The sequence below is a fragment of the Pseudomonas sp. P1_F7 genome (assembly GCF_056405655.1).
Genome location: NZ_JBFUBR010000002.1, coordinates 464903 through 479741, shown reverse-complemented (window position 1 = coordinate 479741; position 14839 = coordinate 464903). Strand labels below are relative to the sequence as shown.

Annotated in this window: 13 protein-coding genes; 5 read left to right on the top strand and 8 right to left on the bottom strand. The window is 61.1% G+C overall.

Annotated elements, in window-relative coordinates; all coding sequences use genetic code 11:
* Window positions 1-96 precede the first annotated feature (96 nt).
* Entirely contained in the window at window positions 97-465 is a 369-nt protein-coding gene (locus AC1D1M_RS03780) for a DUF427 domain-containing protein (RefSeq protein WP_008046975.1), read from the top strand.
* A gap of 53 nt (window positions 466-518) precedes the next feature.
* Here AC1D1M_RS03780 and AC1D1M_RS03775 read toward each other — a convergent pair whose 3' ends face one another.
* Window positions 519-2141 carry an MFS transporter gene (locus AC1D1M_RS03775; RefSeq protein ID WP_477774584.1) on the bottom strand — a complete coding sequence of 541 codons (1623 nt, stop codon included), beginning with the start codon at window positions 2139-2141 and terminating at the stop codon, window positions 519-521.
* Between the two features lie 258 nt (window positions 2142-2399).
* Entirely contained in the window at window positions 2400-4046 is a 1647-nt protein-coding gene (locus AC1D1M_RS03770) for a GMC family oxidoreductase (protein ID WP_477774583.1), read from the bottom strand.
* A 132-nt stretch (window positions 4047-4178) separates the two neighbouring features.
* On the opposite strand from AC1D1M_RS03770, the gene AC1D1M_RS03765 reads away from it, so the two are divergent.
* Window positions 4179-5066 (top strand): LysR family transcriptional regulator, encoded by an 888-nt coding sequence (locus tag AC1D1M_RS03765; RefSeq protein WP_477774582.1) that lies wholly within the window; start codon window positions 4179-4181, stop codon window positions 5064-5066.
* 133 nt (window positions 5067-5199) lie between these two features.
* Here the strand turns inward: AC1D1M_RS03765 and AC1D1M_RS03760 are convergent, their stop codons facing one another.
* Window positions 5200-6297, bottom strand: a complete 1098-nt coding sequence (locus AC1D1M_RS03760; protein WP_477774581.1) for a DNA alkylation repair protein — start codon at window positions 6295-6297, stop codon at window positions 5200-5202.
* An 87-nt stretch (window positions 6298-6384) separates the two neighbouring features.
* Entirely contained in the window at window positions 6385-8193 is a 1809-nt protein-coding gene (locus tag AC1D1M_RS03755) for a monovalent cation:proton antiporter-2 (CPA2) family protein (protein ID WP_477774580.1), read from the bottom strand.
* Window positions 8194-8352: 159 nt separating this feature from the next.
* On the opposite strand from AC1D1M_RS03755, the gene AC1D1M_RS03750 reads away from it, so the two are divergent.
* A complete protein-coding gene (locus AC1D1M_RS03750; protein ID WP_477774579.1) occupies window positions 8353-9267 on the top strand; it encodes a LysR family transcriptional regulator in 915 nt (304 codons plus the stop codon).
* Here the strand turns inward: AC1D1M_RS03750 and AC1D1M_RS03745 are convergent.
* From AC1D1M_RS03745 to AC1D1M_RS03735, 3 genes are all read right to left on the bottom strand, one after another.
* Window positions 9257-10033 carry a substrate-binding domain-containing protein gene (locus AC1D1M_RS03745; protein ID WP_477774654.1) on the bottom strand — a complete coding sequence of 259 codons (777 nt, stop codon included), beginning with the start codon at window positions 10031-10033 and terminating at the stop codon, window positions 9257-9259. The genes AC1D1M_RS03750 and AC1D1M_RS03745 overlap by 11 nt on opposite strands.
* 26 nt (window positions 10034-10059) lie before the next feature.
* The gene (gene tcuC, locus AC1D1M_RS03740; protein WP_477774578.1) at window positions 10060-11364 is read right to left on the bottom strand and encodes a tricarballylate/proton symporter TcuC; all 1305 of its coding nucleotides are present in this window, start codon (window positions 11362-11364) and stop codon (window positions 10060-10062) included.
* A gap of 191 nt (window positions 11365-11555) precedes the next feature.
* On the bottom strand, window positions 11556-12629 hold the full coding sequence (locus tag AC1D1M_RS03735; protein WP_477774577.1) for a diguanylate cyclase domain-containing protein: 1074 nt from the start codon (window positions 12627-12629) through the stop codon (window positions 11556-11558).
* 172 nt (window positions 12630-12801) lie between these two features.
* Between AC1D1M_RS03735 and AC1D1M_RS03730 the strand changes: the two genes are divergently transcribed.
* Entirely contained in the window at window positions 12802-13140 is a 339-nt protein-coding gene (locus AC1D1M_RS03730; RefSeq protein ID WP_477774576.1) for an FKBP-type peptidyl-prolyl cis-trans isomerase, read from the top strand.
* A gap of 21 nt (window positions 13141-13161) precedes the next feature.
* The gene (locus AC1D1M_RS03725; RefSeq protein WP_477774575.1) at window positions 13162-13638 is read left to right on the top strand and encodes an MEKHLA domain-containing protein; all 477 of its coding nucleotides are present in this window, start codon (window positions 13162-13164) and stop codon (window positions 13636-13638) included.
* A gap of 19 nt (window positions 13639-13657) precedes the next feature.
* Here AC1D1M_RS03725 and AC1D1M_RS03720 read toward each other — a convergent pair whose 3' ends face one another.
* Window positions 13658-14767, bottom strand: a complete 1110-nt coding sequence (locus AC1D1M_RS03720; protein WP_477774574.1) for a cytochrome P450 — start codon at window positions 14765-14767, stop codon at window positions 13658-13660.
* Between the last annotated feature and the right edge of the window lie 72 nt (window positions 14768-14839).

Below are 14839 nucleotides of genomic sequence, written 5' to 3'. Positions count from 1 at the left end.
GAAACCTGAGTTATACCTCTTAGACCGTGGTTGCAGAATTCAGCGTCGCCGCTTGTGGCCCTTGCAGGTCCATCACTGTCATGAGGAACGCATTCCATGAAAAGCTCCGGTCCTAGCCCTGTCATCACCATCGCCGAGCAGCCTGGCTGTCTGCTGGTGAGGTTTCACGGTATTCAAGTAGCCGCCTCGGCGCGGGCCTTGGTATTGCTGGAGGCCAACTACCCGCCGGTGTACTACGTGCCGCGAGAGGATATCGACGAGAAGTATTTCGCCCGCACCGACCACACCAGTTATTGCCCGTACAAGGGCGATGCCAGTTATTTCAGTTTGCAGGTGCCGGGGCATGAAAGTGCCAATGCGGTGTGGAGTTACGAAGACCCCAAGGTGTCGGTGGAACAAATCCGCGGGTATCTGGCGTTCTATCCGGATCAAGTGAAGTTTGAGTTGCTCGATGCCGAGGTTTGATTGGGGTTGATCGTCACGACGAGGGACTCGCTCCCTCGTCGCGAGCAATGACCTCAGTTTTTGTCGAGATCCACGTTGCGTGTCTCACGCAGGCAAATCATCCCCACCACCAGGCTCACCCCGGTGATCACCACCGGATACCAGAGCCCGTAGAAGATGTCCCCGGTGTACACCACCAGCGCGAACGACACGGTCGGAAGAAAGCCGCCGAACCAGCCGTTGCCAATGTGGTACGGCAGGGACATCGAGGTGTAGCGGATGCGGGTCGGGAACAGTTCGACCATCAACGCCGCCAGCGGGCCATAGCACATCGCGGAGATGATGATCAGCGCCACGATCAGCGCCACGATCATCGGCTTGTTGATCTGCTGCATGTCCGCCTGTTTCGGGTAACCGGCGAGGGTTACAGCACCGCGCAAGGCGGCTTCGTCGAAACCATCGATCTTCACGTCACCGACGCTGACCTGCACGCCACTGCCGGCCGGGGCCGCTGCGCTCTGGTACGGCAGGCCCTGCTTGACCAGGAAGGTCTTGACCTTGTCGCACGGGCTGTCGAATTTCGCCTTGCCCACCGGGTCGAACTGGAAGGTGCAGGTGGCGGGGTCGGCCATCACGGTGATCGGTGCCTGGCGGCTGGCCTGGTCGATGGCCGGGTTGGCGTAGTGGGCCAGGGTCTTGAAGATCGGGAAGTACAGCGCGGTGGCCAGCAGCAGGCCGATCATCAGCACCGGTTTACGCCCGACCTTGTCCGACAGCCAGCCAAAGAAGATGAAAAACGGGGCACCGATGGTCACGCTGACAATCAGCAGACCGTTGGCCACCGCCGGGTCCATTTTCAGGAACTGGGTGAGAAAGAACAGCACATAGAATTGCGCGGCGTAGAAGGTCACCGCTTGCCCGGCATTGATGCTGAACAGCGCGATCAGCACCACCTTGAGGTTTTCCCACTTGCCGAAGGAGTCGCGAATCGGCTGTTTGCACAGCTTGCCTTCTTCTTTCATTTTCACGAAGGCCGGCGACTCGTGGAGGCTCAGGCGAATCCAGGTCGAGATGCCCAGCAGCACGATGGAAAACAGAAACGGAATGCGCCAGCCCCAGACTTCGAACTGATCGCCGGTGAAGTAGCGGCAGCCCAGCACCACCAGCAGCGACAGCAGCAGGCCCAGGGTCGCGGTGGATTGAATCCAGCTGGTGTGAAAACCGCGTTTGCCGATGGGCGCATGCTCGGCGACATAGGTCGCGGCGCCGCCGTATTCACCGCCCAGGGCCAGGCCCTGGAGCATGCGCAGCGCCACCAGGATGATCGGCGCGGCGATGCCGATGCTGGCGTAGGTTGGCAGCAATCCGACGCAGAACGTCGCCAGGCCCATGAGGATGATGGTGGCGAGGAAGGTGTATTTGCGTCCGATCATGTCCCCCAACCGACCGAACACCAGCGCGCCAAACGGCCGGACGATGAAGCCGGCAGCGAAGGCCATCAGGGCAAAGATAAACGCGGTGGTGTCGTTGACCCCGGCGAAAAACTGCTTGCTGATCACCGCTGCGAGGGCGCCATAGAGGAAAAAATCGTACCACTCGAAGACCGTCCCGAGGGACGAGGCGAAGATGACTTTCTGGGTTTCCTGGCTAGTGCCCGCGCTGCGCACGGCTTCCAGGGTTTGAACGTTTTCTGACATATCGGTATCCCTCACAGTGATTGTTTTTGTTGTTCCACTGTCGGCGCCGGCCTTTTGGGCTGGTGCCGCTTCTGTCAATTCGACGCTAACTGCTCCGATCTTCCTGTCTTACTCGCTACCTACATCGATCTTTTTGCCTTACTCGCAACCTGTAGGAGCTGCCGAAGGCTGCGATCTTTGGCCTTCCTGAGGTTGTCGGAGAAGCAAGATCAAAAGATCGCAGGCTTCGCCAGCTCCTACATTGAGCGCGTCCCACGCTCAGGTGTTTGCTACCAGTTCCATCGGTGGCTTAACGCTCCGTGTGTCGGGGTTGAGGATCATCTGCGCCGCTTTCTCGGCAATCATCAGCGTCGGTGAGCAGGTGTTGCCCGAGGTGATGCGCGGCATGATCGAGGCATCGGCGATGCGCAGGCCGGGGATGCCATGGACCTTGAGTTGCGCATCGACTACGGCGTCGGCGTCATTGCCCATGCGGCAGGTGCCCACCGGGTGGAAAATCGTGGTGCCGATCCGCGCGGCGGCTTCGTGCAGTTGCTCTTCGCTTTGCAGGCTGTCGCCGGGCAGATATTCCACGGGATTGAAGGGGCGCAGGGCCGGCGCGGCGACGATGCGCCGGGTCAGGCGAATGGCATCGGCGGCGACCCGCAGGTCTTCCGGGTGGCTGAGGTAGTTGGGTTGAATAAGCGGTGCTTCTTGCGGATCGGCGGAGCGGATGTCCACCCGACCACGGCTTTGCGGGCGCAAATCGCAGACCGATGCGGTGAACGCCGGGAACGCATGTAACGGTTCGCCAAAGCGCTCCAGCGACAGCGGTTGTACGTGATATTCGAGGTTGGCTGAAGTCTGCTCCGGCCCCGAGCGGGCAAAGGCGCCCAACTGGCTCGGCGCCATGGACAGCGGGCCGCTGCGGTCATACAGGTAGCGCAGGCCCATGCCCAGCTTGCCCCACAGGCTGCCGGCAATCTGGTTAAGGGTGCTGGCATTCTCCAGCTTGTAGATCAGCCGCAGTTGCAGGTGATCCTGCAAATTACCGCCGACGCCGGGTAACTCATGGGCGACGCCAATGCCGAGCCGCTCCAGCAGCGGACGCGGGCCGATGCCGGAGCGTTGCAGGATGCTGGGTGAACCGACCGAGCCGGCACACAGGACGATCTCCTTGCGCGCCTTGAAGGTCTTCGCCTGGCCTTGCCAGCGGGCACTGACCGCCGAGGCGCGGCCATTGTCCAGCAGCACGCGGTCGACTTCGACCCCGGTCAGCACGGTGAGATTGGGACGCTGGCGAATGGGTTTGAGAAAGGCCTTGGACGCGTTCCAGCGGATGCCGGCCTTCTGATTGACCTGGAAATAGCCGCAACCTTCGTTGTCGCCCTGGTTGAAGTCATCGATGCTGGCGATGCCGCTTTGTTCGGCGGCACTGCGGAACGCATCGAGAATCGGCCACGACAGGCGCTGGCGTTCGACCCGCCATTCGCCCGCGGCACCGTGAAATTCGGCGGCGCCGGCAAAGTGATTTTCGCTCTGCTTGAACAGCGGCAACACCTCTTGCCAGCTCCAGCCGGGGTTGCCGTCGGCGGCCCAGCGGTCGTAGTCAGCGGCCTGGCCGCGCATGTAGATCATGCCGTTGATGGAGGAGCAGCCACCCAGCACCTTGCCGCGCGGGTAGCTCAGGGCGCGACCTTGCAGGCCGGGTTGCGCTTCGGTCTTGAAGCACCAGTCGGTGCGCGGGTTGCCGATGCAGAACAGGTAACCCACGGGGATGTGAATCCACGCATAGTTGTCGCGGCCACCGGCTTCGAGCAGCAACACGCGATGTTGCGGGTTGGCCGACAGTCGATTGGCCAGCAGACACCCGGCCGGTCCGGCCCCGACCACGATGTAATCGTATTCATCTAGGGAAGTCTGCATCCCTGACCTCGTTTTGTTGTACTTGTTGTCTGTCATCCTAGTTGTTAGCTTTCGTCAAAAGAATGTTAGTTTTTGCGCACCCGCTGTGCGTTTTTAAACAGCATCCCGAACGGCAAAGAACAAGGACGATTCATGTTCGACTGGAATGACCTGCGGTTTTTTCTCGAATTGCAGCGCAGCGGGCGTTTGCTCACGGCCGCCCGCCGCCTGAACACCACCCATGCCACCGTGGCGCGGCACATCGAGGCCATCGAAAAAAGCCTCGGTACGGCGTTGTTCGTCCAGCATGCCCAGGGGTACGAGATGACCCCGGCGGGCGAGGCGTTGCTTAAACACGCCGAGGCGATGGAGAACGTGGCGCTGCTGGCCCAGGAGGAAATCACTCAATCCACCGCGCCGCTGGGCAAGATCCGTGTCGGGGTGACCGAAGGCCTGGGCATCATGTTCCTCGCCAGTCGCATGAACGGCTTGTTCGAGCGCTATCCTGGGCTGGAGGTGGAACTGGTGGCGGTGCCGCGTTTTGTCAGCATCCTCAACCGCGAGGCGGAAATCAGCATCCACCTTGAGCGCCCGGCCGCCGACATGCTGGTCACCCGCAAACTCACCGATTACCGCCTGGCGCTCTACGCCAGCCAGGCCTACCTCGACCGTTCTCCGCCGTTACGCAGTCGTGAGGACCTCGGGCGCCATGCCTGGATCGGCTATGTCGATGATTTGCTGTTCAGCCAGGAACTGATGTTCCTCAACAGCTTCTGCCGCAACCCGCAGGTGGTGTTTCACAGCACCAGCGTCATCGCCCAGCAACAGGCTGCGCGCTCAGGCCTGGGGATTGCCGTGCTGCCGTGCTACATGGCCAGAGCCGACCCGGACCTTGTGCCGCTGTTGCCGGACGAAAGCATCCAGCGCAGCTACTGGATCAGTACTCGCCGCGAGCTGCACAAATCGGTGCGGTTGCGGGTGTTGTGGGATTACGTGGTGGAGTTGTGTGAGCGGGAGCAGGGGTTGTTACTGGGTGGCTGAACTGACGCCATCGCGAGCAAGCTTGCTCCCAAAGGTTTTTGTGCTGTTCACACCGACTGTGTAACACAGCAGATCCCTGTGGGAGCGAGCTTGCTCGCGATGGCGGCGGCACATACAGAATTGATCTTATGGTTTAACCGAGAATCTCGAACGCAGTGCTGGCCAGCCTTTCGCCATTGACCATGATATGCACCGCATGGCGCCCCGCATAATGCCGGCGGGTGGTGAGTTCCTTGATCTGCTGACCACGGCTGACGGCTTCGACGGCATTGCCCGGCAGCGTCAGCGCCTTGAGCTTGAACACCTTCGCCGACGTACTGCCGTTGGCCTTGACGTAATCGATGGCATAGTCGATCACCAGGCGTTGGCTGCTTTGAACGGTGGATTTGATGGCAAACGACAGGGTGATTTTTTCTCCCAGGCCAATCACTGGCGGTTCGACTTTCACATCAACGATCTCGACTTCAGGCTTGCCGCCCGCGCCGATGATCGCCAGTGCCCGCTGATTGCCCTGTTTGATCAGGCTGCGCAGGGCGTGTCTGGCGATCCATGCGCTGTGCCTGTTGTCCAGCGACCAGCCTTCGATCAGGTCCAGCACCCATTCGGGATGATCCTTGGTGATGTCGTTGAGGTGGTTGGCCACGGACTTGCGCACGTACAGGCTGGTGTCGGCCTTGAGGTTGTCGAGGATTTTCGCGGCCAGTGTCGGATCGGCCTGGATGGGCTCCAGCCGGAATGACCAGGGCAGGCGCGGCCGGCATCCTTCGCTGGCCAGGCGCCGTACGTGTTCGTTGTCATCCAGCGACCAGTCGTGCATCAGCTTGAGTGAGCGATCGAGGTCGCTGCGCAGAAAATGGCGAATCGCGAACTCCGAGGAGCCGAAGGCGGTGAAGTACTTCAAGGCGTCCATCGAGAGGTCGAACGCATGGGCGCCATAACTGGCGACGTACTGCGGCAGGCACATGCTGACGAAGCCGCTGTTCAGGCGCGGGGCGAGGGCGCGCAGCACCTCTAGCGACGCCTCATAGTCCAGCGGCAACACCGCGTGCAGGCACTCGCTGACCCGGGCCATGCGCTGCATGACGCTGAGGTCTGCCAGGCCGGTTTGGGCCAGTTTCAGGAAACGCCTGGCCTCGAATGGTGGATAGATCGCGGTCATTTCAATGGCGATGTGCTTGAGGCGCTCGACGTTGAAGATTTCCTTGAGGGCGGGGGCAGGTTGGTCAGTCATGGTGGTTCCCTGGCAATTGTTGTTGATCCATCACATCGCGTCATCGTTCATCGCGAGCCTGCTCGCGAAGGGTCCCTCAAATTCACCTCATTTTGTTCCCGCTTGCTCCTGCAGTTGATCCGACTCAAATAGCCTGGCCAGTTCCGCCCGCGCTTCCTGCGCCGTCTGCATGACTTTCACCGCGTCGTCATACACCGCGTGCTGGGCTTCGAGCACCACTTCATCGTGCTGCTTGAAGCGTTTGATCCGCGCATCCGCCTGGGCCTGGGTCAATCCCAACCCGATCAGGGTTTGTCGGCTCATTTCCAGGCTCGAGTAAAAGGTTTCGCGCACGGCGTGAGCGCCGACGTCCATCAGCCGATGCACATGCTGACGGTTACGGGCGCGGGCGATGATTTTCATATGCGGATAGAGCTTGCGCACCAGCTCGGCGGTCTTGATGTTGGTGTCCGGGTCGTCGGTGGCGATCACGAAATACTCGGCTTCCCCGACCTTGGCCGCGCTGAGGATTTCCGGGCGCATCGGGTCGCCGTAGAACACCGGTACGCCACCAAAACTGCGGGACAGCTCGATGGTTTCCACCGAGGTGTCGAGGGCCACGAACTTGATGTTCTGTGCACGCAAAATCCGCGCAACGATCTGGCCCATGCGACCCATGCCGGCGATCACCACACGTGGCGCGTCGGCGTCGATTTCGCGGAATTTCTCCGGTACTTCCACCGGTTGCACTTTCGGGCTGACCAACCGTGCGCAAACCAGCAGCAACAGCGGCGTCACAGCCATCGACAGGGTGATGGTCAGCACCAGCAAGTCATGCAGTTCTGCCGCGAACAGCCCATGATCGCGACCGATCTTGAACACCACAAAGGCAAATTCACCACCGGCTGCCAGCACGATACCCAGGCGGATCGCACTGACCTTCTTCAAACCCCCGGCCAAGCGACCGACAATAAACAGCAGCGGCAGTTTGATCGCGATCAGCAGCAGGGTCAGGCCCAGCACCGCGACCGGCATGCTCAGCAACAGGCTCAGGTTCGCGCCCATGCCGACGCTGATGAAAAACAGCCCCAGCAACAGGCCCTTGAACGGCTCGATCTGGGCTTCCAGTTCATGGCGATACTCGGAGTCCGCCAGCAGCAGGCCGGCGAGGAAGGCGCCCAAGGCCATGGAAATTCCGACCAGCTCCATCAGCCAGGCCGTGCCGATCACCACCAGCAACGCCGTGGCGGTGGAGACCTCTGGCAGCGCGGTTTTGGTCACCACGCGAAACACCGGTCGCAGCAGATAACGCCCGCCGATCACCACCACGGCGATGCTGGCCAGCACTTGCAGGCCGTGGTTCAGGTTTTCGCTGGCGGTGGTGCTGTGATTGCCACCGGCCAGCAACGGCACCATGGCGATCAACGGGATCGCGGCGATGTCCTGAAACAACAGAATTGCGAACGCCAGCCGCCCGTGGGGGCTGGTCAGTTCCTTGCGTTCGGCCAGGCTTTGCAGTCCGAAGGCCGTGGACGACAGCGCCAGGCCCAGGCCCAGGACGATCGCGGTGTTCAGCGGCTGGCCAAAGCCCCACAGCACCACCACGCCAATCACCGAACCGGTCAGCAGCACTTGTGCCAAACCCACGCCGAACACTGATTTGCGCATCACCCACAAGCGACGCGGCGACAGTTCCAGGCCGATGATGAACAGCAGCAACACCACGCCGAGTTCGGAAATGTTCGCGACGCTTTGCGGGTTGTCGATCAGGCCCAGCACCGACGGGCCGATGATCACCCCGGCAAACAGGTAGCCCAGAACTGCCCCCAGTTGCAGGCGCTTGGCCAACGGAACGATGAGCACGGCCGCCATCAGAAATACGACGGCGGCTTGTAGCAGGTTGCCTTCATGGGGCATGAGAAAACTCCATAACTCGGTACAGCGGGGGTGACAAGAATAAAGGCTGAGCCCTTCGGCGTCAGCAAGGCCCTCGGGCTCAGATGTTACAATTTGCATTAATTAGTTACATTTATAGAATTAGCTGATTAATCCAACTGTCCCTCCCGAGTAATCCCCATGGCGATCAACTTCGACCTCAACGATCTGCAGGCTTTCCGTGCCGTGGTTGAGCAGGGCAGCTTTCGCAAGGCGGCCGATACGGTGCGGATATCCCAGCCAGCCTTGAGCCGGCGCATCGAAAAGCTCGAAGACGCCCTGGGCGTCCGGTTGTTCGAGCGCACTACGCGCAAGGTCAGCCTGACCCAGGCCGGCCGCGGTTTCATGCCCAGCGTCGAGCGCCTGCTGGACGATCTGGACGTGGCATTGCTGGGCATCAGCGAAGTCGCTTCGACTCGGCTCGGCCATGTCACGGTCGCCTGTGTACCCTCGGCGGCTTACTACTTCATGCCGCGGGTGATCGCGCACTATCACCGCCAGTTTCCGCGGATCAAGGTCAAGGTGCTGGACTCGAGCGCCCACGAAGTGTTGAGCGCGGTGGTCAACGGTGAAGCGGATTTTGGCCTGAGCTTCATGGGCACCCTGGAGTCCGAAGTGGATTTCGAGCCCTTGGTGCAAGAAGGGTATGTCGTGGCGTGCCGGCGCGATCATCCGTTGGCGGGGCGAAGCAGTGTCACCTGGGACGAGTTCTATCAGCAGGATTACATCTCGCTGGATAAAACCTCCGGGAACCGTTTTCTGCTGGACCAGGCACTGACCGGCGTGGTGCCGCAGCGGCCGAGCATCTGCGAAACCCGGCACGTGACCACCATGATCGGTCTGGTGGAGGCCGGGTTGGGCGTGGCGGCGGTGCCGCTGATGGCGATGCCGGCAGCGGATCACCCAATCCTGACGCGGGTGCCATTGACCGAACCGCAGGTGATGCGCAGCGTCGGTCTGATCAAGCGCCGGGGTCGAACCCTGACCCCGGCGGCACTGGAGCTGGAACGGCTGGTGGTAGAGATGAAAGTCGTGCAGCCGTCGGTCAGCGGCTGACCGAGTCCAGTCCGGTCGCCTGCACATCCGGTTGAGCCTGGGCCGAGGCCAGGTATTCCAGCAAGGCTTTGGCTTCGGCCGGGTGTTGTGCCCCTACCGGGATGCCGGCGGCAAACCGGGTCACCGATTGCACTGACTCCGGAATCTTCGCCACGAAACTCACTCCCGGCACCGGCAACAATTCGCTCACTTGTTGGAAACCCAGTTGATAGTCGCCGGTGGCAACCACCGAGCCCACGGGGATTTTCGGCACCATGGTCGATTTGGGCTTGAGCTGGTCTTCGATCCCCAGGCGTTTGTACAACTGCTGTTCGATGTACACGCCGCTGGCGCTGTCGGAGTAGGCCACCGATTTCGCGTCGAGCAGGGTCTTTTTCAGGCCCTCGACGTTGCTGATATCCGGCTTCGGTGCTCCTTCGCGCACGACCAGGCCAATGCGCGAGTCCGCCAGTTCGACCCGAGAAGCGGGATCGACTTTGCCTTGTTTGATCAGATCATCCAGCGCATAGCCGACCATGATCACCACGTCGGCTTGCTCTCCGCGGGCCAGGCGATTGGGAATCGCTTCCGGGGCCTTGCCCATGGATGGGCCGAGTGCGGTGTCGAGGGTGTTGCCGGTGGAGGCGGCGAACTTCGGGCCGAGGATCTTGTAGGCCGCCGTGAAGCCACCGGAGGTCATTACTCGGATCTCTTCCGCCTGGGCCAGGTTGCTCAGGCCCAGGCTGGCCACCAACGCGAGGGTAGCAAAACCGAACTGTTTTTTCATGGTCATGTTCTCGATAAAGGGCAGGCTCACGACGCCACCGGCTGCAGATGATTCGAGGCTCGGCGATAGAGCATGAGCGTCGCGCACAGCGCGCACAGTGCTGCAAAGCTCATCCAGTAACCCGGCGCAGCCTTGTCGCCGGTGTACTGGATCAGCAGGGTCGACATTGCCGGGGTGAACCCGCCGAACACGGCGGTGGCCAGGCTGTACGCCAGCGAGAACCCGGCGACACGCACCTCCACTGGCATGATTTCCGTCAGCGCCGGGATCATCGCGCCGTTGTACAAGCCGTAGATGAACGACAGACACAACAGCACCAGCAGCATGTGGATGAAGCTGGGCGCGTTGACCAGAAAGGTCAGCGTCGGGTAGGTGGTGGCGATGGCCAGCAAGGCCATGGCGATCAACACCGGGCGTCGACCGATACGGTCCGAGAGTGCGCCGCCAATCGGCAGCCAGATGAAATTCGAAACGCCGACCAGCAATGTCACCAGCAGCGCATCGGACGTGCTCAGGTGCAGCACGGTTTTACCGAAAGTCGGCGCATACACGGTGATCAGGTAGAACGCGGTGGTGGTCAGGGCGACCATCATCATGCCCGCGAACACCATCAGCCAGTTTTGCCCCAGGGTGCGGAACACCTCACCCATGCTCGGGCGGTGTTTACGGGTGGCGAACTCTTCGGTTTCTTCCAGGTTGCGGCGCAGCAGAAAGATGAATGGCACGATCATGCAGCCGACGAAAAACGGAATCCGCCAGCCCCAATCGGCAATCACACTCGGTGCCATCCACTGGTTCAAGGCGTAACCCAGCGCAGCGGCGACGATGATCGCCACTTGCTGGCTGCCCGACTGCCAACTGGTGAAAAAGCCCTTGTGGCCGGGTGTGGCGATTTCGGCCAGATACACCGACACGCCGCCCAGTTCCGCACCGGCAGAAAAGCCCTGCAGCAGCCGCCCGATCAGCACCAGCGCCGGGGCGAACAGGCCGATGGTTTCGTAGCCGGGTACCAGCACAATCAGGATCGTGCCGCTGGCCATGATCGACAGGGTGACGATCAGCCCTTTGCGTCGGCCCACATCATCGATATAGGCACCCAATACCACAGCGCCCAGCGGACGCATCAGAAAGCCTGCGCCGAACACTGCGAAGGTCATCATCAGCGAGGCGAACTCGCTGCTGGCCGGAAAGAACACGGCAGCGATTTGCGTGGCATAGAAACCAAAAAGGAAGAAGTCGAACTGTTCGAGGAAGTTGCCCGAGGTGACCCGGAAGATCGCGCTGGCCCGGGAGCGACCGGTAGTTGCGGGCCGTTGGATTGATGCTGTCATTGACGTGTACTCCACCGCTTTTATGACGTGCGCCGACAGGACGCGGCGCACGGTTCTTATTGGGGCGGATAGTGGAGCAGGGGCATCGATATGTTAATTGCATTGTTGGCATGCATTGATGTGCGAAGTGGATCAATGCATTTGTGGACGTGCTCGTGCAATTACCGGTACAGGCACCCATCGACGAAACGCTATTCGCTATGTGCCCGCACCACGCTCTCGGTGCCCAACCGATACTGATTGTTCCCGCTGCGTTTGGCCTCATACATCGCCAGGTCGGCAATGTGCAGCAAGCGGTCAATGCTCGGCGCATGATCGGGGAATACGGCGACGCCGAGGCTGGTGCCGATGTGGCGCTGGTCGTTGCCGATGGTGACGGGCGGGGAGAGTTCGACGAAGATTTTCTGGCAGATCGTGCGCGCTTCGTCTTGCAGGCTTTTACCTTGGGGCAAGTCCTGGAGGATGACCACGAATTCGTCGCCACCGATCCGGGCGACGGTGTCGGTGCCACGCAGAATGCGCTTGAGCCGCGTGGCGGTAGTGACCAGCACGCGGTCGCCGGCCGCATGACCATAACGGTCGTTGATGGCCTTGAAGCCATTGAGATCGACAAACACCAGCGCCACCCGCGTGGCACTGGTGCGCGCCAGCTCCAGCGCTTCGGACAGGCGCTCTTCGAGCACCAGGCGATTGGGCAGGCCGGTCAACGGGTCGTAATGGGCCAGGTGCTTGAGGTAGTTGGCCGAGGCCTTTTCTTCGGTGATGTCACGTACCACGCCCATCATCTTGATCGTTTCGTCATGGTCATTCTTGACCACGTTGCCGGTTTCCCGCAGCCAGCGGATCGTTCCGTCGGGCCAGACCACGCGGTATTCCTCGTCATGGTTTTCGCCGGTTTCCAGGCAACGCAGTTCGCCGGCCCGAACCCTGAGCCGGTCGTCCGGATGCACGCAGGAGCAGAACAGGGCGTAGGAGGGCGTCACTTCGCCGATCTTGAAGCCGAACATGCCGAAAATCGCATCTGACCAGTACAACCGGTCGGTGTCGACATCCCAGTCCCAGGTGCCGATGCGGGCAAAGTACTGGCTGCGTTTGAAGCGCTCGGCGTCGTCATCCTGGCGGATGTTCCGACCTTCGGACAGGCTGTTGATGACCGCGCGATACACCGCCAGTTGTTTTTGCAGCGAACGTTCGCGCCAGACCAGCGCGACGATCAGGATGAGCGTCGTTGAACCAAGGATGACGCAGGTCCAGAGCAGGATCATTCGGGGATGGCCATCAGGACGGTGAACCGTACGGGTAATTGTTGATTATTTTAGTTCAGCAAACAGCTTTAAACGTCGCGCGGGAGGTGGCAATGGTTGCCAATCGAGAGCAAATCTGGGAAAACGGCGCCCGTCAGGCCCTTGAGGGCGAGAGAGCATACGAGTGAAATCAATGAATGACGAGCTTCAGGTAATCGATCTTCAGCCGGGTGACGGAAAAGCCGCCATCAAAGGCGCACTGATCACCACCCAGTACCGTGGCTGGCTGGAAGACGGGACCGAATTCGACTCTTCCTACAGCCGTGGCAAGCCTTTCCAGTGCGTGATCGGCACCGGGCGGGTCATCAAGGGCTGGGACCAGGGCATCATGGGCATGCAGGTCGGTGGCAAGCGCAAGTTGCTGGTGCCGGCGCATCTGGCCTATGGCGAACGCACCATGGGCAAGATCACGCCGAATTCGAACCTGATCTTCGAAATTGAATTGCTGGAAGTACTGACGCGGGATGATTGACCGCGATTGCCGGGGAGCCCCATGTCACCAATCAACGAATACGCCACGGCCATCGAACTGCTGGACGAGTCTTATCGGCACTGGACCGGCGAACACCTGCCAGCCCCGCAGTCGCTGACCGGACTGGAACGCCTGCACTGGCTGCACGCCCACGCGCCCTACAGTTTGCTGGCCCATGGCACTGAAGACGATCCTCTGTTCTTCTACGCCAATGAACAGGCGCTGGCCTGCTTCAAGTACCCGCGCCCGGAATTTCTGGGCATGCCCTCGCGCTTCAGCGCCTCGCCACTGGACCGTGCGGTGCGCCAGACCCTGCTGGAGCAGGTCACGGCCCATGGCATTGCTCACGGTTACAGTGGCTACCGGGTGGATCGGCAGGGTAATGCCTTCATGATTCATGAAGGCAAGGTGTGGACGCTCATCGATCAGCAGGGTGTGCGCGTGGGGCAGGCGGCGTTGTTCTGGCCGGATGCTGAAAAGATTGGGCAGTTGGGGTGATCGTCGATCAAGCGGCCGGTCAATCACTGAACAGCGCAATCCGCCCATTCAAGGAAGGACGGAAATGCCAGGTCAAGCGATCCAGTGTCGGCTTCATCGCCAGAATTTGCCGGACGGTAGCGCCAGCAATGCATAACGCCAGTCGTTGCCCCGGACATTGATGGCGGCCCGCTCCGAAGGTGAAACTGCGCCGGTTCGGGCGGTCGAGCAGGAATGCGTCGGGGTAGTCGTTGAGCTGCGGGTCGCGATTGGCCGAGGCCAGCAGCACCAGGATCACGTCTGCGGCATTCAGCCTCACTCCGTCAATCTCGCAGGGTGCAGCGACGAAGCGGCGAGTGTTCTGTACGGACGGGTCGAAACGCTGCACTTCGGCCAGCAGGTCTTCGATAGGGGTTGATTCGCTGCGCAACGACGGGTGTTGAATCAATGCCAGCACGGCGTTGCCGATCAGTCCGGCAGTGGCCTCGAAGGTCTGGGAGAACAGGCCGATCAGGTTGGCGATCAGCGTTTGCGGTGCGCCGGAGGCGAAGCGCTGGCGGATGCCTGAAAGCAACTGGCTGTGGTTGTGCGGATCGTCGAGCAATTCGATGAAATAACCGCTCAATTGTTCGGCGGCAGCGTGGGCGGCGGTCAATTGTGCCGCGTCACTCAAGGGCGACAGGCAGGCGACGAAATCCGCCGTCAGCTCGCTGATGACACGGCCCTGAGCCGGAGTGAAACCCAGTAACGCCGCCACCACGCACACCGGCCCACGAAACATGGCGTTGTACAGGCCGGCGGCGTCGGCGGTGATCAACCTGACGCTGACCAGGGCCTCGACTTCCCGCGTATCGATCAACTCCAGCCCCGGCGCAATCGCCGACCGTGGGCAACGCTGGCGCTCGCCCTCGTTCATGCGCATCAATTGACCGTACACCTGGCCGGCCATGCCATCGGCAATCGCCCTGGGGACCGGCTCCTGCGCGGGGCGAACGTGGCAATCGGGATGCGCCAGCACAGCGGCCACCGCCCGGGCGCTGCTGGCCACCCACAGGTTCAGCTCCGAATGAAAAGCCAGCCCACCCTCGGCACGCAGTTGTGCGTAGTAGGGATAAGGATCGGCATGGGTCGCAGCGATGATCGGGTCCATGGGTCACAGCCTTTTGTCGTTGGAAAGTGTTGCTACTATCTCCAGTCCGAAAGGGCGTTGATTCGTCCGGGA

What these genes read in the sequence shown, in the direction of transcription:
- tcuC (WP_477774578.1), bottom strand. Translation starts at nt 11,364, where the DNA reads ATGACAGCATCAATCCAACGGCCCGCAACTACCGGTCGCTCCCGGGCC.
- AC1D1M_RS03780 (WP_008046975.1), top strand. Translation starts at nt 97, where the DNA reads ATGAAAAGCTCCGGTCCTAGCCCTGTCATCACCATCGCCGAGCAGCCT.
- AC1D1M_RS03735 (WP_477774577.1), bottom strand. Translation starts at nt 12,629, where the DNA reads ATGATCCTGCTCTGGACCTGCGTCATCCTTGGTTCAACGACGCTCATC.
- AC1D1M_RS03720 (WP_477774574.1), bottom strand. Translation starts at nt 14,767, where the DNA reads ATGGACCCGATCATCGCTGCGACCCATGCCGATCCTTATCCCTACTAC.
- AC1D1M_RS03730 (WP_477774576.1), top strand. Translation starts at nt 12,802, where the DNA reads ATGAATGACGAGCTTCAGGTAATCGATCTTCAGCCGGGTGACGGAAAA.
- AC1D1M_RS03760 (WP_477774581.1), bottom strand. Translation starts at nt 6,297, where the DNA reads ATGACTGACCAACCTGCCCCCGCCCTCAAGGAAATCTTCAACGTCGAG.
- AC1D1M_RS03725 (WP_477774575.1), top strand. Translation starts at nt 13,162, where the DNA reads ATGTCACCAATCAACGAATACGCCACGGCCATCGAACTGCTGGACGAG.
- AC1D1M_RS03765 (WP_477774582.1), top strand. Translation starts at nt 4,179, where the DNA reads ATGTTCGACTGGAATGACCTGCGGTTTTTTCTCGAATTGCAGCGCAGC.
- AC1D1M_RS03770 (WP_477774583.1), bottom strand. Translation starts at nt 4,046, where the DNA reads ATGCAGACTTCCCTAGATGAATACGATTACATCGTGGTCGGGGCCGGA.
- AC1D1M_RS03755 (WP_477774580.1), bottom strand. Translation starts at nt 8,193, where the DNA reads ATGCCCCATGAAGGCAACCTGCTACAAGCCGCCGTCGTATTTCTGATG.
- AC1D1M_RS03750 (WP_477774579.1), top strand. Translation starts at nt 8,353, where the DNA reads ATGGCGATCAACTTCGACCTCAACGATCTGCAGGCTTTCCGTGCCGTG.
- AC1D1M_RS03745 (WP_477774654.1), bottom strand. Translation starts at nt 10,033, where the DNA reads ATGAAAAAACAGTTCGGTTTTGCTACCCTCGCGTTGGTGGCCAGCCTG.
- AC1D1M_RS03775 (WP_477774584.1), bottom strand. Translation starts at nt 2,141, where the DNA reads ATGTCAGAAAACGTTCAAACCCTGGAAGCCGTGCGCAGCGCGGGCACT.